Origin of the sequence: Pseudoxanthomonas mexicana, assembly GCF_010093385.1 — a bacterium.
In the GTDB taxonomy this organism is placed as follows: domain Bacteria; phylum Pseudomonadota; class Gammaproteobacteria; order Xanthomonadales; family Xanthomonadaceae; genus Pseudoxanthomonas_A; species Pseudoxanthomonas_A mexicana.
In genome coordinates, this window is record NZ_PDWV01000029.1 from 1 (window position 1) to 22,797 (window position 22,797).

18 protein-coding genes and 1 pseudogene are annotated in these 22,797 nt (G+C 67.4%); 6 read left to right on the forward strand and 13 right to left on the reverse strand.

The window, feature by feature from the left end:
* The coding region (locus CSC76_RS11435; RefSeq protein ID WP_238394947.1) for a hemolysin family protein at nt 1-1,337 on the forward strand (1,337 nt) is incomplete at its 5' end.
* Nucleotide 1,338: 1 nt separating this feature from the next.
* Nucleotides 1,339-1,959, forward strand: a complete 621-nt coding sequence (locus CSC76_RS11440; RefSeq protein ID WP_162110141.1) for an exopolysaccharide biosynthesis protein — start codon at nt 1,339-1,341, stop codon at nt 1,957-1,959.
* Nucleotides 1,960-2,080: 121 nt separating this feature from the next.
* Here the strand turns inward: CSC76_RS11440 and CSC76_RS11445 are convergent, their stop codons facing one another.
* The 3 genes and pseudogenes from CSC76_RS11445 to CSC76_RS11455 form a co-directional block, all read right to left on the reverse strand.
* Nucleotides 2,081-4,201 (reverse strand): putative bifunctional diguanylate cyclase/phosphodiesterase, encoded by a 2,121-nt coding sequence (locus CSC76_RS11445; protein ID WP_162110142.1) that lies wholly within the window; start codon nt 4,199-4,201, stop codon nt 2,081-2,083.
* Nucleotides 4,198-5,091 (reverse strand): phosphate/phosphite/phosphonate ABC transporter substrate-binding protein, encoded by an 894-nt coding sequence (locus tag CSC76_RS11450; RefSeq protein ID WP_238394950.1) that lies wholly within the window; start codon nt 5,089-5,091, stop codon nt 4,198-4,200. Before CSC76_RS11450 ends, CSC76_RS11445 begins: the two co-directional genes overlap by 4 nt.
* An 86-nt stretch (nt 5,092-5,177) precedes the next feature.
* Nucleotides 5,178-5,999, reverse strand: a pseudogene (locus tag CSC76_RS11455) (RNA methyltransferase).
* A 96-nt stretch (nt 6,000-6,095) separates the two neighbouring features.
* On the opposite strand from CSC76_RS11455, the gene CSC76_RS11460 reads away from it, so the two are divergent.
* Nucleotides 6,096-6,917, forward strand: a complete 822-nt coding sequence (locus CSC76_RS11460; RefSeq protein WP_162110143.1) for an inositol monophosphatase family protein — start codon at nt 6,096-6,098, stop codon at nt 6,915-6,917.
* A gap of 230 nt (nt 6,918-7,147) precedes the next feature.
* On the opposite strand, the gene secF is transcribed toward CSC76_RS11460, so the two are convergent.
* The 6 genes from secF to CSC76_RS11490 form a co-directional block, all read right to left on the reverse strand.
* Nucleotides 7,148-8,122: a protein translocase subunit SecF gene (gene secF / locus CSC76_RS11465; protein ID WP_162110144.1), complete on the reverse strand. Its 975-nt coding sequence runs from the start codon at nt 8,120-8,122 to the stop codon at nt 7,148-7,150.
* 13 nt (nt 8,123-8,135) lie between these two features.
* A complete protein-coding gene (secD, locus tag CSC76_RS11470) occupies nt 8,136-10,019 on the reverse strand; it encodes a protein translocase subunit SecD (protein ID WP_162110145.1) in 1,884 nt (627 codons plus the stop codon).
* A gap of 100 nt (nt 10,020-10,119) precedes the next feature.
* Nucleotides 10,120-10,458 carry a preprotein translocase subunit YajC gene (gene yajC / locus CSC76_RS11475; protein WP_162110146.1) on the reverse strand — a complete coding sequence of 113 codons (339 nt, stop codon included), beginning with the start codon at nt 10,456-10,458 and terminating at the stop codon, nt 10,120-10,122.
* 447 nt (nt 10,459-10,905) lie between these two features.
* A complete protein-coding gene (tgt, locus tag CSC76_RS11480; RefSeq protein WP_162110147.1) occupies nt 10,906-12,045 on the reverse strand; it encodes a tRNA guanosine(34) transglycosylase Tgt in 1,140 nt (379 codons plus the stop codon).
* A 79-nt stretch (nt 12,046-12,124) separates the two neighbouring features.
* A complete protein-coding gene (queA, locus tag CSC76_RS11485; protein WP_162110148.1) occupies nt 12,125-13,159 on the reverse strand; it encodes a tRNA preQ1(34) S-adenosylmethionine ribosyltransferase-isomerase QueA in 1,035 nt (344 codons plus the stop codon).
* A gap of 59 nt (nt 13,160-13,218) precedes the next feature.
* On the reverse strand, nt 13,219-13,650 hold the full coding sequence (locus CSC76_RS11490) for an Lrp/AsnC family transcriptional regulator (RefSeq protein ID WP_162110149.1): 432 nt from the start codon (nt 13,648-13,650) through the stop codon (nt 13,219-13,221).
* A 118-nt stretch (nt 13,651-13,768) separates the two neighbouring features.
* On the opposite strand from CSC76_RS11490, the gene CSC76_RS11495 reads away from it, so the two are divergent.
* Nucleotides 13,769-15,265: an aminotransferase class III-fold pyridoxal phosphate-dependent enzyme gene (locus CSC76_RS11495; RefSeq protein WP_162110150.1), complete on the forward strand. Its 1,497-nt coding sequence runs from the start codon at nt 13,769-13,771 to the stop codon at nt 15,263-15,265.
* Nucleotides 15,266-15,373: 108 nt separating this feature from the next.
* On the opposite strand, the gene CSC76_RS11500 is transcribed toward CSC76_RS11495, so the two are convergent.
* The 3 genes from CSC76_RS11500 to CSC76_RS11510 all read right to left on the reverse strand — a co-directional run bounded on the left by CSC76_RS11500 (nt 15,374) and on the right by CSC76_RS11510 (nt 18,551).
* A complete protein-coding gene (locus CSC76_RS11500) occupies nt 15,374-15,955 on the reverse strand; it encodes an inorganic diphosphatase (RefSeq protein WP_238394951.1) in 582 nt (193 codons plus the stop codon).
* 65 nt (nt 15,956-16,020) lie between these two features.
* Entirely contained in the window at nt 16,021-17,379 is a 1,359-nt protein-coding gene (locus tag CSC76_RS11505; RefSeq protein WP_162110152.1) for a purple acid phosphatase family protein, read from the reverse strand.
* Between the two features lie 20 nt (nt 17,380-17,399).
* Complete coding sequence (locus CSC76_RS11510) at nt 17,400-18,551, reverse strand: phytase (protein ID WP_425500862.1); 1,152 nt, start codon at nt 18,549-18,551, stop codon at nt 17,400-17,402.
* 180 nt (nt 18,552-18,731) lie between these two features.
* Here CSC76_RS11510 and CSC76_RS11515 point away from each other — a divergent pair, with 180 nt between their 5' ends.
* Both CSC76_RS11515 and upp read left to right on the forward strand, forming a co-directional pair.
* A complete protein-coding gene (locus CSC76_RS11515; protein ID WP_162110154.1) occupies nt 18,732-21,107 on the forward strand; it encodes a TonB-dependent receptor plug domain-containing protein in 2,376 nt (791 codons plus the stop codon).
* A gap of 119 nt (nt 21,108-21,226) precedes the next feature.
* A complete protein-coding gene (gene upp / locus CSC76_RS11520; protein WP_162110177.1) occupies nt 21,227-21,859 on the forward strand; it encodes a uracil phosphoribosyltransferase in 633 nt (210 codons plus the stop codon).
* A gap of 45 nt (nt 21,860-21,904) precedes the next feature.
* Here upp and CSC76_RS11525 read toward each other — a convergent pair whose 3' ends face one another.
* Nucleotides 21,905-22,795, reverse strand: coding sequence for an MBL fold metallo-hydrolase (locus CSC76_RS11525; RefSeq protein ID WP_162110155.1), 891 nt, complete (start codon nt 22,793-22,795; stop codon nt 21,905-21,907).
* Nucleotides 22,796-22,797: the final 2 nt, after the last annotated feature.

A 22,797-nucleotide genomic window follows, 5' to 3' on the forward strand; every position in this document is an offset into this window, starting at 1 on the left:
TGCTTGAGCTGATCATCGTATTCGCCCTGGTCCTGCTGAACGGCTTCTTCGCCATGTCCGAGATGTCGGTCATGACCTCGCGCAAGAGCCGACTGAAGCAGATGGCGCAGACCAGCCATCGCGCCCAGCGCGCACTGGACCTGTCCGAAAAGCCCGAGAGCTTCCTGTCCACGGTGCAGATCGGCATCACGCTGATCGGCGTGCTGACGGGCCTGTTCGGTGGCGAGGCCATCGGCATGGCCATCGCCGAGCGGCTGCAGGGCCTCTTTCCCTCCCTGGCCGCCAGCTTCACCCTGGTCGGCGAACCCCAGCCCTGGTCGGAGTTGATCGGCAAGACGCTGGCGGTCGCCCTGATCACCTTCATGACGCTGATCTTCGGCGAGCTGGTACCCAAGCGCCTCGCCATCACCGCGCCGGAGACGATTGCCGGCGTCGTCGCGGTGCCGATGGGCTGGCTGGCGAAGGCCGCCTTCCCCTTCGTCTGGCTGCTGTCCCACAGCACCCGCCTGGTCCTGCGCATGCTGGGTCTGGGCAAGGACGAGGCCACCACCATCAGCGAAGAGGAAATCCGCATGCTCGTGTCCGAAGGGCACGAGGCCGGCGTGATCGACGCCGACGAGCGCAACATGATGAACCGCGTGCTGCGCCTGGGCGACCGCACCGCCGACAGCCTGATGACGCCGCGCAAGAAGATCACCTGGTTGGACGCCGCGGCGTCCTACGAGGACAACCTGCAGACCATGCACGAGTCGGCGTTCTCGCGTTTCCCCGTGTACCGCGGCGACGACCAGGACGTGATCGGCGTGCTGGAGGTGAAGTCGCTGCTGGACCGCTTCGGCGTGGAGAAGCCGGACCTGTTCGTGAAGCTGCGCGAGCCGCTGTTCGTGTCCGAGTCCACCCATGCGATGAAGCTGCTGGAAATCTTCCGCGAGGAGCAGCAGTCGCTGGCGCTGGTGGTGGACGAGTACGGCGAGATCCAGGGCCTGGTGACCCAGAGCGACCTGATGGGCGCGGTGGTCGGCCGCCTGCAGGCGGCAGAGAACACCGAGGACGCGCCGCTGGTGGTGGTGCGCGACGACGGCTCGCTGCTGGTGGACGGCTCGCTGCCCAACGACGACCTGCGCGAACTGCTGGGCGGCGTGGCGCTGCCGGACGACGACGAATACAACACCCTGGCCGGCATGATGATCGAGCGCTTCGGCCGCATCCCGCACGTCGGCGAACGCCTGGACTGGGCGGGCTGGCGCTTCGAGGTGGTCGACCTGGATGGCGCGCGCATCGACAAGCTGCTGCTGCACAGGCTGCCCGACGCCGACGACGAAGACCTCGTCGCCTGACATGGCCCGCGAAGACAACCACACCACGACGGTGGCGCTGCTCGACGGCTTCGCCAACGGCGATCCCGACGACGTGCTCCGCCTGGGCGACCTGCTCAAGGACTTCGGGCCCGCCGCCTTCGGCATGCTGCTGTTCCTGGGCGTGCTGCCGGCCTTCATCCCGGTCCCGGGCGTGGGCGGCGCCGTCGGCGGGCCGCTGGTGATCCTGGTCGGCGTGCAACTGCTGCTGGGGATGCGCAAGCTGTGGCTGCCCGGATTCCTCGCCCGGCGCGGCCCGCACCGCAGCGCGATGATGCGGTTCCGCCAGCGCATGGCGCCGTGGCTGCGACGCCTTGAAAAGCTGGTGCGTCCCCGCATGACGGCCTTCCTGGACAACCGCATCGCCCTGAGCTTCACCGGCCTGCTGCTGGTCCTGCTGGGCGTGCTGCTGGCGCTGCCCATCCCGTTCACCAACTACGTCTTCGGATTCCTGCTGTTGCTGTTCGCCTTCGCACTGCTGGAACGCGATGGCGCCCTGCTGCTGGTGGCATGGATCGCAGGCAGTATCGCCGTGGTGGTGTTCGGTTTCCTGTCGGGCAACCTGGTGGAGGCGACCACCGCGCTCCTCGCGCGGTGGTTTTGAGCAGGCAGGGTTCTGTAGGAGCGATGTAAGTCGCGACCGCAGGTCTTCAGCGCCTTGATGCCGTCACGACACGGATAACGTGTGGTCGCGACTGACGTCGCTCCTACAACAGCGCCGCTTCTCACGCCACCAGCTGCGCGAACTCCGCTGCGGTGACCGGATATCCCAGCCAGTAGCCCTGCGCCAGGTCGCAGCCGCGTTCGCGCAGCAGGTTGAACTGGCCTTCCTTCTCCACGCCCTCGGCGACCACGGTGATGCCCAGCGAGTGGGCCATGGCGATGATCGCAGTGGTCAGGGCGAGGTCGTCGGGGTCGCGCAGCATGTCGGCGATGAAACTGCGGTCGATCTTCACGCCGTCCACCGGTACGCGGCGCAGGTGGCTGAGCCCTGAGAAACCGGTGCCGAAATCGTCCAGCCATACCTTCACGCCCGTGCGGTGCAGCGTGGCCAGCAGTGCACTGGCATGCGCCTCGTCGCTGATGACGGCGGTCTCGGTGAGTTCCAGGTGCAGGCGCGAGGCCGGCAGGCCGGTGTCGCGCAGGCACTCGGCCACCACGTCGGGCAGGTCGCCGCTGCGCAGCTGGCGCGGCGACACGTTGACCGAGACGAACAGCGGATCCATCGCTTCGCGGTTCCCGCCCCAGCGCGCGGCAGCCGCACAGGCCGCGCGCAGCACGCGCGGTCCGATGATTTCGATCAGGCCGCTCTGCTCGGCCACGTCGATGAACACCGAGGGCGCCACCATGCCCAGTTCCGGATGCTGCCAGCGCAGCAGCGCTTCGGCACCCACGATGCGGCTGTCGGCCATGCGGAACACAGGCTGGTACATCAGGCTGAGTTCGCCGCGCTCCCAGGCGCCGCGCAGCTCCTGCTCCATGCGCACGCGGCGCTCGACGGCCTGGTCCATCGCGCGGCTGTAGAACCGGTAACAGTTCTTGCCCGCCACCTTGGCCTGGTACATCGCGATGTCGCCGTTCTTCATCAGCGCGGTGGCGCCGGACGCATCCTCGGGGAACAGGGTGATGCCGATGGACGTGCCCAGGAACACTTGGCGGTCCTGCACCACGATCGGACGGCCCAGTTCCGCCACCAGCTTCTCCGCCAGGCGCGTGGCGCTGCCGCGCACGTCACCGTCCTGGATCAGGATGACGAACTCGTCGCCACCGAAGCGCGCCAGCAACGCATCGTCGCCGCCCATCTGGTCGACCGCATCGCGGATGCGGTGGGCGAACTGCTGCAGCACCTCGTCGCCGGCCTCGTGGCCCAGGGTATCGTTGACGCGCTTGAAGTCGTCGATGTCGGCGAACAGCAGCGCCAGCTGGCGGCCCGCGCCACGCAGCATCATCAGCCGGTGGTCCAGGCTCTCGCGGAACGCCAGCCGGTTGGTCAGCCCGGTCAGCGAATCGGTATAGGCCATGCGCCGCACGTCGCGGTCGTGCCGGGCGATGCTGTCGCTCATCGTGCCGAACGCGCGCACCAGTTCGCCGACCTCGTCCTGGCGCTCGCTCACCATGCGCTCGCCGTTGTAGTTGCCCACCTCGATGTCGTGGGCCGCCCGCGCCAGCTGGCGGATGGGCCGCACCAGGGTGCGCTGCGCGTACACCATGATGGCCACGCAGACCAGCACCAGCGCCGCCAGCAGCAACGCGATCCAGCCCAGGTGGCGCGCGCCGAGTTCGTTGAGACGCGCGCGCGCGGCGTTGATCGCCTTCTCCTCGTACGCGCGCACCGAGGCCACCGAATAGCCCACGCGCACGCCGCCGATCCGCTCGCTGCCGATCATGATCGGCTCGGACACGTCGACGATCTGCGCCGACCACTGCGTATGCATGCCGCGCGAGTTGACCGCCTCGTAGGCCAGCGGGTCGGTCATCGTCTGGCCGTACACGGCGATGTCGGCCGTGCCGTCGTGGATGATGCGGCCCTGGTTGTCGTAGACCAGCACATAGCTGACATCGGGCTCCTTCTGCGCGGAACGCACGATGCTGCCGATGGCATCCAGGTCGAAGTAGTACAGCGGGTTGGCCAGCGCATCGCCCAGCTGGTCGACCGTCGCCTCGCCGTGCCGGCGCAGGCTGTCCTCGACCATGCGGTGCATGGCGTCCCGCCCCAGGTCGGCGACTTCCTGCTGCATTACCTTCTGCCGGTGCAGCAGGGTACCCAGCAGGGCGAGCACCACCGCCAGCATGATCGCCATCGCCGCCAGGAAGCGCGCCTGCAGGCCGAAGCGCATGGACCTCATTCCAGTTGCTCCCGGACGCGCGTCACGCCGCGGCGCAGGTCGTCCAGGGCCTGCTGGGACGCCGGATCCACCGGCAGGAAGCGGGTCGTGCGGAAGAACACGCTCAATGCCTCGCGGGCGGCGGGATCCTGTGCGGCTTCGAGCAGCACTTCGCGCAGGCGCGCCTCGATCTTCGGGTCGAGGTCGCCACGCACCATTTCCAGCGCACGCGGGAAATCCTGCGTCTCATGGATGACGCGGAAGTCGCGCCGGAACGCGGGCGGCATCCGGCGCACATCGTCCCAGTCCAGGTTGCTCACCACCCCCGCATCGACCAGCCGCTTGTGCACCCAGGCGGCGATGTTGAGCTCCGACCGCGCGAACACGTAGCCGACGGCATCCGCCGAAGGCCGGTCCATGGGCGAAAGCAGGATTTCAAGACGCTGGCCGGCATCGAGCAGGGCGGTCGCCGGCGCGAAATAGGCGCTGGTGGACGCCGTGTTCTGGAAAGCGATGGTCCGGCCCTCCAGATCCGACAGCCGTTCCAGCCCGCTGTCGCGGCGCACGAAGAACACGCCGTGGTAGCGGCTCACCCCGCCGCGCTCGGTGAGCAGCAGCGGGCGGGCGCCAGCGCGCTGCTGCAGCTGCATGCCGGTACCGGCGGTCTCGGTCACCCAGTCCACGCGTCCGCGGCGCAGATAACTGGTCATCTGCTGCGCGTCGCGCGCCATCAGGATGCGGCCCTCGGTGATGCCGACATCGCGCATCCGCGGCACCACGTAGTCCAGCAACGGCTTGAGCTGCTCGTAGTGGGCCTTGGGATCGTCGCTGATCCGTCCGAGGACCAGCACGCGCTCGTCGCCGGCGGCATGGGCCGGCGCGATGAGGCTGGAGAGCAATGCTGCGCCGATCGCGGCCAGCGCCAGGCTGAACCAGGTTGTACGCAACGATAGACGCCCGCCAGAACGATGGCGGCAGCCTATCGGAAAACGTGACTTCAAGACAGTGATCCGGTCCCGCCACCGCCTGCCAGGCGGGCCATGCGCTGGGCATCGGCCAGGATGCCCCGAAGCAGGCGCACCTCCTGTTCGTTCAGCTGGGCCTTGGCGAACAGCCGCCGAAGCTTGCGCATGGCCGAATCGGGCGTGCGTCCCTTGTGGAAGTCGATGGCGTCCAGCGTATCGCCCAACTGGGTGAAGAAACCCTCCATGTGGGCATGGCTGGCCGGGACCTCGTCCGGGTGGACCGGCTCGTCGGTCGCCGGCGGGGCTCCCTCCAGCAACGCGAGCCTCAGCTCTTAGGCCAGAACCTGCACCGCCGCGGCCAGGTTCAACGAGCTGTACCCGGGGTTGGCCGGGATATGCACGGCCGCGTGGCAGAGCTGCAGTTCCTCATTGCTCAGGCCGGTGCGCTCGCGGCCGAACACCAGCGCCACTTCCCCGCCTGCGGCGGCACGCGCCACCGCCAGGGCGGCGGCCTGCCGGGGCGCGTGCTCTTCCAGCTGCACGCGGCGGCTGCGCGCCGTACAGCCGAGCAACAGGTGGCAGTCCGCCACGGCTTCGGCCAGCGTGTCCACCACCGGGGCATCGCCCAGCAGGTCGTCGGCCCCGGCAGCGCGCCGGTAGGCCTCCTCGGCCGGGTAGTCCTCGGGGGCGACCAACACCAGGCGCGCCAGGCCCATCGTCTTCAGCGCGCGGGCCGCCGCGCCGATGTTGCCGGGATGCTGCGTGCCCACCAGCACCACGCGCAGGCGGGCGGCAGCGGCCAAGGAAGCGGGATCCGCAAAGGCGGATTCGATGAGGGAAGGAGGCGTGTTCATGGGGCCAAATGGTAAACTGCGCGGGCCGGCCGCTGCGCCGTGCTGCTCTTTTCCACTTGTTCGCCCCGCTCCCACGCCTGTCCGAGGTCCGTTCGCATGCAGAAGCCCGTCGTCACCGTCATGGTCAAGGCCGCCCGCCTGGCAGGCAACGTGCTGTTGCGGAGCATCAACAAGCTGGACGCCCTGAACGTGGTGCAGAAGGAGCGGATGGACTACGCCAGCGAAGTGGACTCCGACGCCGAGAAAGTCATCATCAAGGAGCTTCGCCGGGCCTATCCGGACTACGGCTTCGTCGGCGAGGAAAGCGGTGCCCAGATCAACGGGCGCTATACCTTCGTGATCGACCCGCTGGACGGCACCAGCAACTACCTGCGCGGCTTCCCGCACTACTGCGTGTCCATCGCCCTGGTGGACAACGGCGAACCCACCGACGCGGTGATCTTCGACCCGCTGCGCAACGATCTTTTCACCGCCAGCCGCGGCGCCGGTGCCCAGCTCAATGAGCGCCGCATCCGTGTCACCGATCGCAAGGAACTGGCAGGCGCCATGATCACCACCGGCTTCCCGCCGCGCGAGCGCGCCCGCGCCGGGGCGCAGCTGGAATGCGTGCGCGAGCTGCTGGTGCATGCCGAAGACATCCGCCGCACCGGCTCGGCCGCGCTCGACCTGGCCTATGTGGCCTGCGGCCGCTCGGATGCCTATTTCGAAGCCGGCGTGAAGGACTGGGACATCGCCGCGGGCGTGCTGCTGGTGCGCGAGGCCGGCGGCAAGGTGTGCGATTTCCGCGGCGCCGCGCTGGGCAAGATCGACGGCCGCCCCGCCCTGCCCCGCCAGATCGTGGCCGGCAACCTGAAGGTCGCCGAGGCGCTGCAGAAGACGATCGTGTCGTCCGGCTACGCGGCTTCGTTCAACGGCTGAAACACGACACCGTTCTGCTTTCTGTAGGAGCGACGTAAGTCGCGACCGAAAACTGGAACACCCGGTATACGATCAGCCAAGGGGCTTTCCTGGCCTGGTCGACCATTTCCAAACTGTTTGAACCGGTCGATCTGGCCGTGCGGTCGCGACTCACGTCGCTCCTACAGAGACGACACCAACAAAAAAGGCCGCGCACTGCGCGGCCTTTTTCTTTCGATCATGTGTTCCGCTTACGGGCGGCGCGCCAGCAGCGCCTCGTCCTTGGCCTTCGGCATCAGGTCCTGCTTGGTGACGGTCAGGAAGCCGATGGTCAGAAGCGGACAGGCAACGAAGATCGAGGAGATCGTGCCCAGCACGATGCCGATCATCTGCGACAGCGCCATGCCTTCCAGCGAACCGCCTCCGTACAGGTACAGCGCGAACACGGTCAGGAAGGCCACGAACGAAGTGATGATCGTGCGCGACAGCGTCTGGTTGATCGAGCGGTTCAGGATCTCCATCGGTTCGGCGCGCAGGTTGCGGAAGTTCTCGCGCACGCGGTCGAACACCACGATCTTGTCGTTGATCGAAAAGCCCATCACCGACAAGAGGCCGGCCAGGATGGTCAGGTCGAACTCGATGCCGCTGAAGGCAAAGAAGCCGGCCACGATCAGCACGTCCGCCAGAGTGGTGACGATGGCGGACACGGCGAACTTCCATTCGAAGCGTACGGCGATGTAGATCAGGAAACCCACCACCACGAACAGCAGCGTGTAGAGGCCGTTGAGCGCCAGCTCCTTGCCGACCTGCGGGCCGACGAACTCGCTGCGCATCACCGTCGCCGTGTTGCCGTCACTGGATGCCAGGCGCAGCACGTCCTGTGCGGTGCGGTCACTGGCCGCGGTGCCGGCCGCCGCGCCGGCGTCCTGGCGGGGCTGCAGGCGCACCAGCAGGTCGCTGCCGGTACCGAACGTCTGCACCTGGGCGCTGCCATAGCCACCGGCCTCCAGACGTTCGCGAACTCCATCCACGTTCGGCGGGGTCTGGAAACGCAGTTCAACCACGGTGCCGCCGGTGAAATCCAGCGCGAAGTTGAAGCTCTTCAACGCGATGGCGCCGATCGCCGCGAACGCCAGCAGCGCGGCGATGCCGATGGACACCCAGCGCACGCGCATGAAGTTGAAGTTGGTGGTGTGCGGGATCAGCCGCAACGGGAAAAGGCTCATCTTCTGTCTCCCGTCAGATGGCGATGGACTTGAGCTTGCGACGGCCACCGTAGATCAGGGTGGCGATGCCGCGGGACACGGTGACCGCGGTGAACACGGACGTCAGGATGCCGATGACCATCGTCACCGCGAAGCCCTTCAGTGGGCCGGTGCCGAACGCATACAGCGCCACGCCGGCCAGCAGCGCGGTCATGTTGGAGTCGAAGATGGTGCCCGACGCCTTGTCGTAACCCGTCGCGATGGCGGCTTGCGGCGGCACGCCCGCCCGCAACTCCTCGCGTATGCGTTCGTTGATCAGCACGTTGGCGTCCACCGACATGCCGATGGTCAGCGCCAGGCCGGCGAAGCCGGGCAGCGTCATGGTGGCGCCGAACAGCGACATCACCGCCACCACCATCACCAGGTTGAGCAACAGCGCCACGCAGGTGATCAGACCGAACATGCGGTAGTACACCAGGAAGAACGCCAGCGCGAAGACGAAGGAGTACACCACCGCCTTGGTGCCGCGGGCCACGTTTTCGGCGCCCAGGCTGGGGCCGACCACGCGCTCCTCGATGAAATCCATCGGCGCGGCCAGCGAGCCCGCGCGCAGCAGCTTGGCCAGGTTGTCGGCCTCGGTCTTCTCCAGGCCCGTGGTCTGGAAGTTCTTGCCGAACACCCCGGCGATGCGGGTGGGCGCCAGGGCCTCCTCGCGCACGCGCACGCTGCGTACTTCCTTGCCGTCGACCATGGTCACCGTCGGCACGCGCTCGATGTACACCACGGACATCAGTTTGCCGACGTTGGCGCTGGTGTAGTCGAACATGCGCTGGCCGGCGACGTTGTTGAGGGTCACGTCCACCGCGGGCAGGCCGTTGTTGTCCACGCCGACGCGGGCGTTGACCATCTCGTCGCCCGACGCCAGCACGCGCTTGTTCAGCAGCACCGGGCCGCCGTTGTCGCGCAGCTGGTAGACCTTGGCTTCCGGCGGGATGCGGCCGCTGGCGACGGCGTCGGCGGCGTTGCCTTCCACCACGGCGCGGAATTCCAGCGTCGCGGTCGCACCGATCAGGCGCTTGGCCTCGGCGGTGTCCTGCACGCCGGGCAGCTGCACGACGACGCGGTCGTTGCCCTGGCGCTGGATGATCGGCTCGGCCACGCCGATCTCGTTGATGCGGTTGCGCAGCGTGGTGAGGTTCTGCTCGATGGCTTCGCTGGCGATCTGCTCCAACTCCGCCTGCGGCAGGCCGATGGTGATCTGCTGGCCCGCGGCCTGGTAGCTCAGGCCCGAGCCCGCGGCCAGCGTTCCGCCCGTGTTGCCGCGCGAGCTCAGGGTCTGCGCCAGCACCTGCTGCGCGGCGGCAACGTCTTCGCCATCCGCCAACGTGACCACGATGCTGTTGTTCGGGCGACGCTCCACGGAGGTGTAACGGATGCGCTTGTCGCGCAGGGTGACGCGCGTATCTTCCAGATAGCCGTCTACGCGCTTGTCCAGCGCGGCCTTCTGGTCCACCTGCAGCACGAAGTGCACGCCGCCCTGCAGGTCCAGGCCCTGCACCATGGGGCGTGCGCCGAGATTGCCCAGCCAGTCCGGCACGGTGGACGCAAGGCTCAACGCGACCAGATAGTCATCGCCCAACGTCTTGCGCAGCGCGTCATTGGCCGTGGTCTGCGCTTCCAGGCTCGGCAGGCGCACCAGCATGCTGGTGGCCTCGGTATCGACTTCCTTGGCCTGCACGCCCGCGTCCTTCAGGGCGGCATCCACGCGCCCGCGCAGGGCGGCATCGATGGCGAAGCCACGGTTGGCGGTGATCTGTACGGAGGGATCCTGGGGGTACAGGTTGGGCAGCGCGTACAACGCGCTCGCCAACACGACGATCAGGATCAGGACGTATTTCCAGCGTGGGAATTCAAGCATCGGGGCGACCCGCACAGGCCCTTCCCGGGCATGCGCTCAGCAATGGTTCGGATGGAAACGCAGGATCCGCACCGCCGCACGGGCGGCGGTGCGGGATGGATCAGGCGGACTTCAGCGTGCCCTTCGGCAGCACGTTGCCCACGGCGGCCTTCTGCACGCGCACACGCACGTTGTCGGCCACTTCCAGGGTGACGAAGTTGTCGCCGATGTCGGTCACCGTGCCGGCGATGCCGCCGGAGGTGATGACCTCGTCGCCCTTGGACAGCTTGTCCAGCATGGCGCGGTGCTCCTTGGCGCGCTTCATTTGCGGGCGGATCATCAGGAAATACATGATGGCGATCAGCGCGATCGGCATCAGCAGGCCGAAGCCGCCCATGCCCGGCTGGGCCGGCGCGGCCTGGGCGAACACGGGGGCAACGAAGAAATCAAGCAGATTCATGGACTTGTCCAGTCGGTATCGAAAGCAGCCGGGGATTATGCCACGCGCCGGGAGGGCCCGCCCGGCCTCCCCTGTCGGCCCGGACCCGAAAAGACCGCGTCGGCGCCGGATGGTTCCCGGTCGGCGCCCGAAAGCGGCCCCGCCGAAGGACTCCGCCTTGTCCTGTAAGCGTGTGGCAGCGCCGCTCGCGCCCTGGGGGGGGATGCCGTCAAGGTGCCCAAGGGGAAGCACGCGGGCATGGCCCGCTCCTACAAAAGGCCTCTGGCGCATCGCGGGCTTGGCTTGCGCCCCCCAGACGCCTGTTGATGCGTCGTGGGCAACAGCGACCTCCGCCGAACCGAACCTCGCTCTGTAGGAGCGCCCCATGGGCGCGATGCTCTTACGCACGACCCACGGAAAGCATCGCGGGCATGGCCCGCTCCTACAGGCGGGAAGGAGATGCGACGACTACAGTGGCGGGGGGGCCACGCCCCGCGCCGCATAGAAGGCGGCCCGGAAATCCGGGAACCTCGCCTCCGCGATCGCCGCGCGCATCTGCGCCATTACCTGCTGGTAGTACCAGAGGTTGTGCAGGGTGCCGAGCATCGGGGCCAGCATCTCGTTGCAGCGGTCCAGGTGACGCAGGTAACTGCGGGTGAAGCCGTTGCGGCAGGCATAACACCCGCAGCCGGGCTCGATGGGCTGCAGGTCGTGCTCGTACTTGGCGTTGCGGATGCGCACCGTGCCGAACGAGGTGAAGTAGTGGCCGTTGCGCGCGTTGCGGGTCGGCATGACGCAGTCGAACATGTCCACGCCGCGCGCCACCGCTTCCACCAGGTCCTCGGGCCGGCCCACGCCCATCAGGTAGCGCGGCTGGTCCGCCGGCAGCTGCGGGCAGGTGTGCTCCAGCATCGCGTTGCGTTCGGCCTCGGTCTCGCCGACCGCCAGGCCGCCGATCGCGTAACCGTCGAAGCCGATCGCCTTCAACCCGTCCGCCGAGCGCGTGCGCAGGTCGTGGTGCACACCACCCTGCACGATGCCGAACAGCGCAGCGTCATTGCCCTCATGGGCGTACTTCGATCGCCCCGCCCAGCGCAGCGACAGTTCCATGGACCGCTCGATCACCCGCTTGTCCACGGGCTTTCCATTGAGGTTCACCGGCGGGCATTCGTCGAAGATCATCACGATGTCGCTGTCCAGCACCTTCTGGATGCGCATGCTCTCTTCGGGCCCGAGGAACACCTTCGCCCCGTCCACCGGCGAGGCGAACGTCACGCCCTGCTCGGTGATCTTGCGGCGGTGCGCCAGCGAGAACACCTGGAAGCCGCCGGAGTCGGTGAGGATCGGCTTGTTCCAGCGCGCGAACCCATGCAGGCCGCCGTGTTCGCCGATAACCTCCAGCCCGGGCCGCAGGTACAGGTGGAAGGTGTTGCCCAGGATGATCTCCGCACCCAGGTCCTCGACGTGCTCGGGCAGGATGCCCTTCACCGAGCCGTAGGTGCCCACCGGCATGAAGGCCGGCGTCTCGATGGTGCCGCGCGGGAACGTCAGCCGGCCACGGCGGGCCGCGCCGTCGGTGGTCAGCAGATCGAAGGACATGCGGCTCATGCGGCAGGCCTCAAACCGAGATGCTTCCGCTCGTCATCCCGGCGCAGGCCGGGAAAACGGTAGATGGAAAGTCGCGCGCTCATTGCGTGTGCTCTGGAAACAGGAGCATCGCGTCTCCGTAGGAAAAGAACCGGTACTGTTCGCGCACCGCATGGGCGTAGGCGGCCATGATCCGGTCCTTGCCGGCGAACGCGCTGACCAGCATCAGCAGCGTGCTTTCCGGCAGGTGGAAATTGGTGACCATCGCATCGACGCTGCGGATGCGGTAGCCGGGGAAGATGAAGATCTGCGTCTCGCCGGCGAACGGTTGCAGTTCGCCGTCCCGCATGGCGGACTCCAGCGCACGCACGACCGTGGTGCCCACCGCGATGACGCGCCCGCCGCGGGCGCGCGTCGCGCGCACCTGCTCGACCAGCGCTGCGCCGACATTGAGCCACTCGCTGTGCATGCGGTGTTCGTGGATGTTGTCCACGCGCATCGGCTGGAACGTACCGGCACCGACATGCAGCGTCACGTGGCCGAATTCGACGCCGCGGTCGCGCAGCGCGGCAAGCAGCGCATCGTCGAAGTGCAGGCCCGCGGTCGGCGCCGCGACCGCGCCCAGTTCGCGCGCGAACACGGTCTGATAGCGCTCGTCGTCGTCCTGCCCGGGCGCACGCTGTATGTAGGGCGGCAGCGGCAGGCGCCCGGCCTTCTGCAGCCAGCTTTCCAGCGAATCCGGGACATGGAAGCGCAGCTGGTAGAACTCGCCGTCGCGGCCGACCACTTCCGCTTCGCCGCCGGCATCCAGCTGGATGCGGCTGCCCGGCTTAAGCGACTTGCTGGCGCCCACCTGCGCCCGCGCGGCGTTCTCAGGCAACAGGCGCTCGATCAGGATCTCCACGCGGCCGCCGCTTTCCTTCTGCCCGAACAGGCGAGCAGGAATCACGCGTGTGTCGTTGAAAACCAGCAGATCGCCCGGCTGCAGCCATTCGGGCAGGTCGCGGACGTGGCGATCCGCGAATGGCGCGTCGCCCGGCGGCACCACCAGCATTCGGCTGGCGGAACGCTCCGGCAGCGGCGCCTGGGCGATCAGCGCCTCGGGCAGGTCGAAATGAAAATCGGACTTCTTCACGGTCGGGGCCTTGCGGGGGCGTGCATTGTACGTGACCGGCCCGCGCGGCCCGGCGCCGCTCAGCGCTCGAACTTGGTCGACAGCACGATGGACGAGGTGGTGCGCTCGACGCCCTCCAGCGCGCCGATGCGGTCGGTCAGCAGGTCCATGTCGCCGACGCTGGGCACCGCCCCGATGGCGATCAGGTCGTGGCTGCCGCTGACCGAATGCAGCACGCGCAGCTCCGGCATGGCGCGCAGGGCGGCGACCACCGAGGTCATCTGCTTGGGATGCACGGCGATCATGATGTGCGCGCGCAGGTGGCTGCGGTCGTACTCGTCATGGACGCGGACGGTGTAACCGCTGATCACACCCTCGCGTTCCAGCCGCTCGATCCGGCTCTGCACCGTGGTCCGCGAGAGGTTCAGCCGGCGGGCGATCTGGGCGGTGGAGGCGCGCGCGTTCTCACGGAGCACTGAGAGCAGCTGCTGGTCGGCGTCGGTGAGCTTCATGGGGGGCTTTGTTTCGTCGAATCGACGAAATATCCATGAATTTAGCGCAGATCACAACTGTCAAGCGACGAGTTAATCCCGATAATAGGGGTTTGCCCCTCTTTTCCGGAGCTACGCCATGGCCCTGACCGACGCCCTCGCCCCCCTGCGCGCCCACAAGGGCCAGCGCCTGACATATGGCCTGGACGATGCCACCGTCGAACGCCTGGCCAAGGGCCACCCGGACCTCGCCGCCGTCATCGAGGTCGCCGCCGCCGAGCACGCACGCCTGAAGGACGAGTTCGCCGAACTGTTCGACCTGGATGAAGCCGAGCAGCTGCGCGCCGTGCAGGCCGGCTACGTCAACTTCTATGCCGACGACGCGGTCAACCCGTACATCGCACTGGCCGCGCGTGGCCCCTGGGTGGTCACCCTCAATGGCGCCGTGCTGTACGACGCCGGCGGCTACGGCATGCTGGGCTTCGGCCACACGCCGGCCGCCGTGCTCGACGCAATGGCCCGCCCGCAGGTGATGGCCAACATCATGACCCCCAGCCTGTCGCAGCTGCGCTTCGACCGCGCCCTGCGCAAGGAGATCGGCCACACCCGTGGCGGCTGCCCGTTCGCGAAGTTCCTGTGCCTCAACTCGGGTTCCGAATCGGTCGGCCTGGCCGCACGCATCGCCGACATCAACAGCAAGCTGATGACTGACCCGGACGGCCGCCATGCCGGCCGCACCATCAAGCGCATCGTGGTGAAGGGCAGCTTCCACGGCCGCACCGAGCGTCCGGCGCTGTACTCGGACTCCTCGCGCAAGTCCTATCAGCAGCACCTGGCCAGCTACCGCGGCGAAGATTCGGTCATCGCAATCCCGCCGTACGACGTGGATGCGCTGAAGCAGGCCTTCGCCGATGCGGAGGCCAAGGGCTGGTTCGTCGAAGCCGTGTTCCTGGAGCCGGTGATGGGCGAAGGCGACCCGGGCCGTTCCGTGCCGCCGGCGTTCTACGCAGCCGCGCGGGAACTGACCCGCAGCCACGGCAGCCTGTTCCTGGTGGATTCGATCCAGGCCGGCCTGCGCGCGCACGGCGTGCTGTCCATCGTCGACTACCCCGGCTTCGAGGGCCTGGACGCGCCGGATATGGAGACCTACTCCAAGGCGCTGAACGCCGCGCAGTACCCGCTATCGGTGCTCGCCGTGAACGAGCGGGCCGCCGGCCTGTACCGCAAGGGCGTGTACGGCAACACCATGACCACCAACCCGCGTGCGCTGGACGTGGCCTGCGCCACCCTAGCCCAGCTGACCCCGCAGGTACGCGAGAACATCCGCAAGCGCGGCGTCGAAGCGGTGCAGAAGCTGCAGCAGTTGCAGGCGGAACTGGGCGGACTGATCACCAACGTGCAGGGCACCGGCCTGCTGTTCTCGTGCGAACTGTCGCCGGTCTTCAAGTGCTACGGTGCCGGCTCCACCGAGGAATGGCTGCGCCAGCACGGCCTGAACGTCATCCATGGCGGCGCCAACTCGCTGCGCTTCACCCCGCACTTCGCGATGGATGCCGAAGAGCTGGACCTGCTGGTCGGCATGGTGGGCAAGGCGCTGCGCGAAGGCCCGCGCATCAGCCAGGCCGTGGCGGCCTGATTTCCGCAGACGCCTCACGGAAAAGGCGAGCTTCGGCTCGCCTTTTTCTTTTCCGTAGGGCGGGCCCTGGCCCGCCGCCCGGATCCCGCCGGTGGGCCAAGGCCCACCCTACGGTTGTGCGCTGAAACGCTCCAGCGACGCCTGGATCAGCGCCTTCGCTTCCTTCGCATCGCCATAGCCGTTGAGCTGGACCGGATTGCGCCCTTTCGGCAGATCCTTGTAGATGCGGAAGAACGCCTCGATGCGATCCCGTTCGATCTGCGGCAGATCGGCCAGGTCGCGGATGCCGGCATAGGTGGGATCGACCTTGTCGGTGGGCACGCCGATGATCTTCTCGTCGTGCTCGCCGTCATCGAGCATGCGCAGCACGCCGATAGGCCGGAACTTCACCAGCACGCCCGGATGCAGCGGCTCGCGCGTCAGCACCAGCGCGTCCAGCGGATCGCCGTCGCCGGCCAGCGTGCGCGGCATCGACCCGTAGTTGGCGGGATACGCCACCGGCATCGACTGGAACCGGTCGACGAAGACCAGCCCCTCGTCGTTGATCTCGTACTTGGTGAAGCGGCCCGCCGGGATCTCCACGGCCAGAAGCACCTCCTCCGGCGCGGCCTCGGGCTGCTGGGCGAGGAACGGATGGCGGATGTGGGCTTCGCGCGCGTGGGCAGCGCCCGGCGATACGGCGAGCATCATCGCGAGCAACAGCGGGGTCATGCGCTTCGACATGCCGAACGTCCTTGGATAGTCAGAGGAAGAGGTCATTCCCAGCACCGGTCGGCGCGGCCCTTCAGGGTCTCGGCACGGGTGCAGGTACGTTCTTCGATGCGGCCTTCCGCATGCTCGACAAGCTGCTTGCCGGCCGCTCCGCCGTCGACTAGGTCGAAGGCATCGTAGAGACGGCCTGTCGCCGTGCGGGCTTCGTAACGCAGGCGCGGCCCATCGAAGCGCAGTACCTGGAACAACTGGGTGTCCTCGGCGACCGGCCGCATGGTCTTGCGCGCTTCCTCGGAAAGCCGGTACTGCTTGGCGCCGGTGACCGACACAACGAACACCGGCGTCGGTGCTTCGTTCCTCAGGCGGCCGTAGACGTGGTCATGGCCCTGCAGCACCAGGTCCACCTTGCGCTTGCGGATCACCGGCAGCAGGTGCTGGCGCAGCAGCACGTTGTCGCGCCCTTCGCGCGGGGAGAAGAACGGCTGATGGGTCAGCACGATGCTCCAGCGGTGCGGATTCGACGCCAGCGCCTGGTCCAGCCACGCGGCCTGCGCCTTCGCCGTGCCCAGGTCGAGCGCGGAGGTGCCATCGATCACGACCACGCGCACGTCCTGGTAGTCGAACCAGTACGTCGTGCGCCTGGCCTGCGCCACGCCATTGCCCGGCAGCGCGAACGTCACCGGCCAGTGCGCGCCCAGCACGCGGCGCTCCTGCGGCGTGTCCTCGAACTCCTCGAAGTATTCGTGGTTGCCCGGCGCCGGCGCCACGACCAGCGAGGTCGGCAACACCTCGTTGGCTTCGAACCACTCGCCCCACTCGTTGTCGTCCTCGCCGTCGCCGCCGCTGACCAGGTCGCCGGCAAACAGGGCCAGGCGCGCCTCCGGTGCCGCGCGCATCGCTTCGCGCACCATCCGTGTGGTCAGGCTGACGTTCTTGTTCTGGGTGTCGCCGAAGTACAGCAGCGTCAGCGGCGCAGTCGCCGCGGCCGCCGTGCGGGTGTGATGCCAGGCGCTCCAGGTGCGGTCGCCCTGTACGCGCCAGGCGTACAGGGTGTCGGGCTGCAGGCCGTCGACGTCCGCGCGATGGTGGTGGGCTTCGCCGTTCTCGGTCTTCAGCGGCGTACTGGTCGCCTCGATCCGGCGCGGCTCACCCATGTCGGGCGAGTCGCCGGCGACGACGATCTCCAGCTGCGGCGCGCTGACACGCGTGTCGGTGCGCCAGGCCACCGAGAAGCCCGTGGACGCATCCTGCGCGGGCGAGGCCACGATGCGGTCCGGAAAGCCGCTCGGCGCGTAACGCACCACGCCCTTGGGCACGCGGGTGTTCGGTTCGGGCCGGCGCGCTTCCTGCGCCAGGGTCGTCGCGCAGAAGCCCAGCAACAGCGCGGACAGCACCCACCTCATTACCGCACCCCCTGCACGCTTCATTCCGCACGGCACTCCGGCAATGACAGCGCCTTCGCAATATCGCGCCAGTCGAACGCCGCCACCGCCTGGTCGTCATCGACGGCGTAGAACGCGCCCTGCGGGAAGCGTGCATCGGCGCTCTGGTCCAGCCACACGCCGTCGGTGTTCGCGGTCCTGTTGCCGGCGAACGCGCCCTTGTAGGCCAGCGTGGTGCGGTCGAACACATGGAACACGCTGCGGTCCTTGAACTGGTCGGTCGCGATCCAGTAACCGGTGCCGTCCGCGCACTGCGCCAGCGCCATGCCCTCGGCCTGCGCCTTGAACAGGTCCGCGCCGATGTCGCGGCCGCGGTACGTGCCGTCCAGGCCGTACTCGCGCAAGCGCGTGCCGACGGCGACATCCTCCTCCGCAAGCAACAGACGGTCGTTCGCCGCATCGCCGAACACCGACTCCGCGATGCGGATCGCACCCACCTCGCCGGTATCGCCGAAGGTGCCGGCCAGGGTGGCCTTCCAGCCGCCTTCCACGCGCTGCAGGTGGTAACGCTTGAAGCGCTGGCCCAGTTCGGCCAGCGGCGGCGGCGCGTCTCCGTTCTGCGGCGACATGTAGTTGTCGCTGACGATCACCTCGTAGGCATCCTTCTGCGGGCGCACCCAGAGGCCGTACGGCTGTTTCAGCTCGTCCGCGCCGAACACGAGCAACGGCGTGAAGTCCGGCAGCTGGAAGACCTGCACGCGCCGGTTGTCGCGCTCGACCACCAGTACCAGATCGTCGATCACCGCGATGCCGTTCGGCCGCTGCATCTGCCCGAGCTCGCTGCCCGGGCCGGACACGGTGCGCAGTTGCTTGCCCGTGCTGCCGTCGTAGACGACCAGGCGGTGCGTGTCCTTGGCGGTGGCGATCAGCCAGCGCGTCCCATCGGGCGCGCGCCAACTGGCGGGCGAATCGACGTTCTCCGCCGGCGTCGCGGGGGTGATGAAGGCTTCCGGCACCACGACGTGCGCGATCTTCGCCTCGCTCAGCAGCGGATCCTTCTCGACGTTCTCGTCGGGCTCTTTCTCGCGCGCAGGCGCCTGTGCCACCGGGTCGGCCGCAACCGGCGCATCGGGCTTGCCGCCGCAGGCGGCCAGCAGGGGAGGGAGGGCAAGCAGGACGAGGCGTGGTTTCACCGGGTTCCCCATGACATGTAGGCGTCAACAAACTGCCATGTTCTACGCAGGCGTGATGACATTTTCGTGTCAGCGCACCGCGCGCAACTACCTGTCATCGCGCGGGAACCTGACTGTCATGTGGCCGCCATGTGACGTGCTTACAAAGTGCCGTTTACTTTCGTCACGGGGACGACACACATGAAACGCAATGCCTTGGCCGCCTCGCTCGCGCAGGCGCTGTTCTGCGCTGCCCTGCTTCCGGCCAGCCTCGCTGCCACCGCACAGAACCAGGCGCCGGACGCGGGCACCGCAGGCGATCCCAAGCAACTGGACACGGTGGTGGTGCAGGCCGAGATCGCCTACCGCGACCGCACCGACGACATCGCGCCAACCCTGGTCTACGACCTGGAATATTTCCAGCGCTTCGAACCGAACACCGTGGGCGACATGCTCAAGCGCGTGCCGGGCGTGGGCTTCGTCGGCTCGGACATCATGGAATACGACGGCGTGCAGCTGCGCGGCCTGGGCGGCGGCTATACGCAGGTACTGATCAACGGCAAGAAGGTGCCGGGCGCCGGCGACGACCGTTCGTTCTATGTCGACCGCATCCCCGCGGAGATGGTGGACCACATCGAGATCAAGCGCAGCGCCAGCGCCAACCGCAGCGGCGATGCGATGGCCGGCGCGATCAACATCGTGCTGCGCGATGCCTACGAATTCACCGGCAGCTACATCCGCGTCGGCGTGAACCGCTGGGACGATGGCGAGATCAACCCGACCTTCGGTGCCGTGACCTCGTTCGAAGCGCTCGGCGGGCGCCTGCTGGCGGGCGTGAACGTGCAGGACCGCTACCGCGCCAAGACCAAGCGCTCCGACCGTTTCACCGACGACACCCTCGAAGAGAAGGTCAGCTGGGAAGATCAGACCGAAGTGAAGGACGGGCGCGACTACTCGGCCAACCTGTCCTACACCGCGGACGTGGGCGACACCGGCCGATTCAGCATCGACGGCTTCTACGTCAAGACCGATCGCGACGTGACCGAAGTGTCGTTCGAAGAGGAGCTGGACGACGACGAGACCGTCAATATCCGCGTGCCGGGCCGCGACCCGTACGACCAGAAGAACTATGGCATCGGCGCGGAGTACACGTTCGACATGGCCGGCGGCACCACCGCCGTGAGTGTCGACTACGCCCGCTTCGAGAACTCGCAGGCCACCACGGAAGGCGAGCAGGTTTACGTGAGCGGTGCGGAGAACTGGGACGACACCTGGAGCATTCCGGCGGACGCGGAGTGGGACGAAACCGTCTATGAAGCTGAATCCGTCACCGCCAAGGACGCCGAAACCGGCTTCCGGCTGACCCATGCGCGCCCGCTGGGCGGCGCCGAACTGGAGTTCGGCGTGGACTACCGCACCAAGAAGCGTGAAGGCCTGCTCATCACGTACGAGTGGGAGGCCGAGGAGGAGGGCCAGACCCCGGCGTCCCTGGCGGACTACGACCTGGACGGCAGCGTGGCTTCGGTGATCGAGGAAAAGCGCCTGGACCCGTACATCATGCTCAGCGGCAAGGGTGACGCTTTCTCGTGGGAAGCCGGCCTGCGTTACGAGACCACCAAGTCGGAGGTCGAGTATCTCGAGGATGACGAAAGCGAAGGCCGCGTCAGCAAGGACTACAACGAACTGCTACCGTCAGTGAACCTGCGCTGGAACCTGGGCGATGCCGACCGCATCAGCCTGTCGCTGGCCAAGACCATCAAGCGCCCGAACTTCAACGAACTGCTGCCGGCCCTGCTGGACGGCGAGTTCGGCGACAACGACTACATCGGCAACCCGGAACTGGACCCGGAGACAGCCAACGGCCTGGACCTCGGCTTCGAACACCGCCTTGGCCGCAAGGGTGTGGTCGGCGTGAACTTCTTCTACCGCGACGTGAAGGACCTGATCGAGATCGTCAATACCGGTGTGCCCAGCGAAGAGATGCAGGACACCTGGGAAGAGATGATCGAGGACGGCGACGCCGTCGACCTGGCCGACGCGATGGCCCAGGAACCGGCGTCGAGCTGGCTGTATACCTCGGACAACGTGGGCGACGGCAAGGTCTACGGCTTCGAGTTCGACGTGTCCACGCCGCTGTCGGCGATCGGCCTGGAGAACACCGGCATCTTCGCCAACTACTCGTGGGTCAAGTCCAAGGTGGACGACTTCCTGGGCGAGCGCCGCTTCAACGACCAGGCCAAGTCGGTCTACAACATCGGCTTCATCCACGACCTGCCGACCCTGGGCGCCAGCTTCGGTGCCACGTACCGCAAGCAGGGCGACGCTTACACGCGCCTGCTGGGTGAAGAAGTGCTCATCCGTTACGGCGGCGAGCTGGACGTCTTCGTCGAGAAGCGCTTCGGCACGAATGTCTCCGTGCGTCTGAGTGCCAACAACCTGCTGGATGCCAGCAAGGACGAGTTCTTCGACAAGTTCGACACCTTGCAGGACCAGATCGACCGCGACTACGACGAGTACGAGCTGGAAACCGAGGAAGCCGGCCCGAGCTACCAGTTGGTCATGCGCTGGGCGTTCTGATCCGGATCTGCAGCATCTCCATGCTCCAGGCAGAAAGCCGGCTCACGCCGGCTTTCTGTTTTGTGAGGCAGCGGGGTTTGATGCAGACTTCCCGTATCGCCAGCCGCCCTGCCCTCGCCATGAAGACCGTCGAAGTCCGCCACCCCCTCGTCCAGCACAAGATCGGCCTGCTGCGGAATGCCGGCCTCAACACCAAGGATTTCCGCGAACTGGTGACCGAACTGGGCACGCTGCTGGCCTACGAGGCGACGGCCGACCTGGAACTGACCAGCGAGACCATGGCGGGCTGGGCGGGTCCGGTGCAGGTGAAGAAGATCGCCGGCGCCAAGATCACCCTGGTGCCCATCCTGCGCGCCGGCCTGGGCATGCTGCCCGGCGTGCTGGCACTGATCCCCACCGCGCGCGTGAGCGTGGTGGGCCTGCAGCGCGACGAGGAAACCCTGCAGCCCGTGCCCTACTTCGAAAAGCTGACCGGACGGCTGGAGGAGCGCGATGCGCTGATCCTCGATCCGATGCTTGCCACCGGCGGCACGCTGATCGCCACGATCGACATGCTCAAGCGCGCCGGGGCGAAACGGATCAAGGGCATCTTCCTGGTCGCCGCTCCCGAGGGCCTGAGGGCGCTGGAAGCCGTGCATCCCGATGTCGAGGTCTACACCGCGGCCATCGACGAACGCCTCAACGACAAGGGTTACATCCTGCCGGGGCTCGGCGATGCGGGGGATCGCATCTTCGGTACGCGGATCGGCTGAAACTTCACCGGTCGTAGCGAAGTTTCTTGTTGTGGGCTTCGGAGGTCACGCCGCCAGGGGGCGTGCGTGCAGTTCCGTTACCTCGTGCGCCACACCGAACTTGCCCTTCTCGTCGCGGGTCACCTGCGCCAGCGCGCAGCCCGGGTCATGGGTGAAGAACAGATGGACGTTGCGTACCAGTTTGTCTTCCAGGAACGCGCGTTTCTCGTCGATCAGCAGTTCGGCATTGCGGTCGTAGCCCATGGTGATGGGCACGTGCACCCAGGAACGGCCCGGGATCAGGTCGGCGCAGAACACCACGCCGCCGTGCAGCTGGCCGTCGATGCATTCGGCGCCGACGATTTCGGCCAGCATCAGCCCCGGCGTATGACCATCGCTGAAGCTGAAACGGACCGCGTCGCCCAGCGCGTGCGAATACTCGCCCGACACGAGTTCCAGCCGTCTACTGGATTCCAGCAGCGGCTGCAGTTCCGGGATGAAACTGGCGCGGTCTCGCGGGTGCGGCTTCAGCGCACGCTGCCAATGCTCGGCGCCGACGATGAAAGTCGCGTTCGGGAACAGCAGCTCCGGTGGGCGGCCGTCCTGCCACGGCGCCAGCAGACCGCCGGCGTGGTCGAAGTGGAGATGGCTGAGCACCACCACGTCGACGTCCTCGTGCGAGAAGCCGGCCGCGCGCAGCGAATCCAGCAGCACGTGGCGGTCTTCCTGCACGCCGAAGCGTGCGCGCAGCTTCGGCTCGAAGAACGCGCCGATGCCGGTCTCGAACAGCACCGTCTTGCCGTTGAGCGGCTGCGCCAGCAGCGCGCGGCAGGCCAGCTCGATGCGGTTCTCCGCATCGGGCGGCGACCATTTTTCCCACATGGCGCGCGGCGCGTTGCCGAACATCGCGCCGCCATCGAGTTTCTGGGAATTGCCCAGCAGCGACCAGAGTTTCATGG

What these genes read in the sequence shown, in the direction of transcription:
- secD (WP_162110145.1), bottom strand. Translation starts at nt 10,019, where the DNA reads ATGCTTGAATTCCCACGCTGGAAATACGTCCTGATCCTGATCGTCGTG.
- CSC76_RS11515 (WP_162110154.1), top strand. Translation starts at nt 18,732, where the DNA reads ATGAAACGCAATGCCTTGGCCGCCTCGCTCGCGCAGGCGCTGTTCTGC.
- yajC (WP_162110146.1), bottom strand. Translation starts at nt 10,458, where the DNA reads ATGAATCTGCTTGATTTCTTCGTTGCCCCCGTGTTCGCCCAGGCCGCG.
- CSC76_RS11495 (WP_162110150.1), top strand. Translation starts at nt 13,769, where the DNA reads ATGGCCCTGACCGACGCCCTCGCCCCCCTGCGCGCCCACAAGGGCCAG.
- upp (WP_162110177.1), top strand. Translation starts at nt 21,227, where the DNA reads ATGAAGACCGTCGAAGTCCGCCACCCCCTCGTCCAGCACAAGATCGGC.
- CSC76_RS11525 (WP_162110155.1), bottom strand. Translation starts at nt 22,795, where the DNA reads ATGAAACTCTGGTCGCTGCTGGGCAATTCCCAGAAACTCGATGGCGGC.
- CSC76_RS11500 (WP_238394951.1), bottom strand. Translation starts at nt 15,955, where the DNA reads ATGATGCTCGCCGTATCGCCGGGCGCTGCCCACGCGCGCGAAGCCCAC.
- CSC76_RS11445 (WP_162110142.1), bottom strand. Translation starts at nt 4,201, where the DNA reads ATGAGGTCCATGCGCTTCGGCCTGCAGGCGCGCTTCCTGGCGGCGATG.
- CSC76_RS11440 (WP_162110141.1), top strand. Translation starts at nt 1,339, where the DNA reads ATGGCCCGCGAAGACAACCACACCACGACGGTGGCGCTGCTCGACGGC.
- CSC76_RS11490 (WP_162110149.1), bottom strand. Translation starts at nt 13,650, where the DNA reads ATGAAGCTCACCGACGCCGACCAGCAGCTGCTCTCAGTGCTCCGTGAG.
- CSC76_RS11505 (WP_162110152.1), bottom strand. Translation starts at nt 17,379, where the DNA reads ATGAGGTGGGTGCTGTCCGCGCTGTTGCTGGGCTTCTGCGCGACGACC.
- secF (WP_162110144.1), bottom strand. Translation starts at nt 8,122, where the DNA reads ATGAGCCTTTTCCCGTTGCGGCTGATCCCGCACACCACCAACTTCAAC.
- tgt (WP_162110147.1), bottom strand. Translation starts at nt 12,045, where the DNA reads ATGAGCCGCATGTCCTTCGATCTGCTGACCACCGACGGCGCGGCCCGC.
- CSC76_RS11460 (WP_162110143.1), top strand. Translation starts at nt 6,096, where the DNA reads ATGCAGAAGCCCGTCGTCACCGTCATGGTCAAGGCCGCCCGCCTGGCA.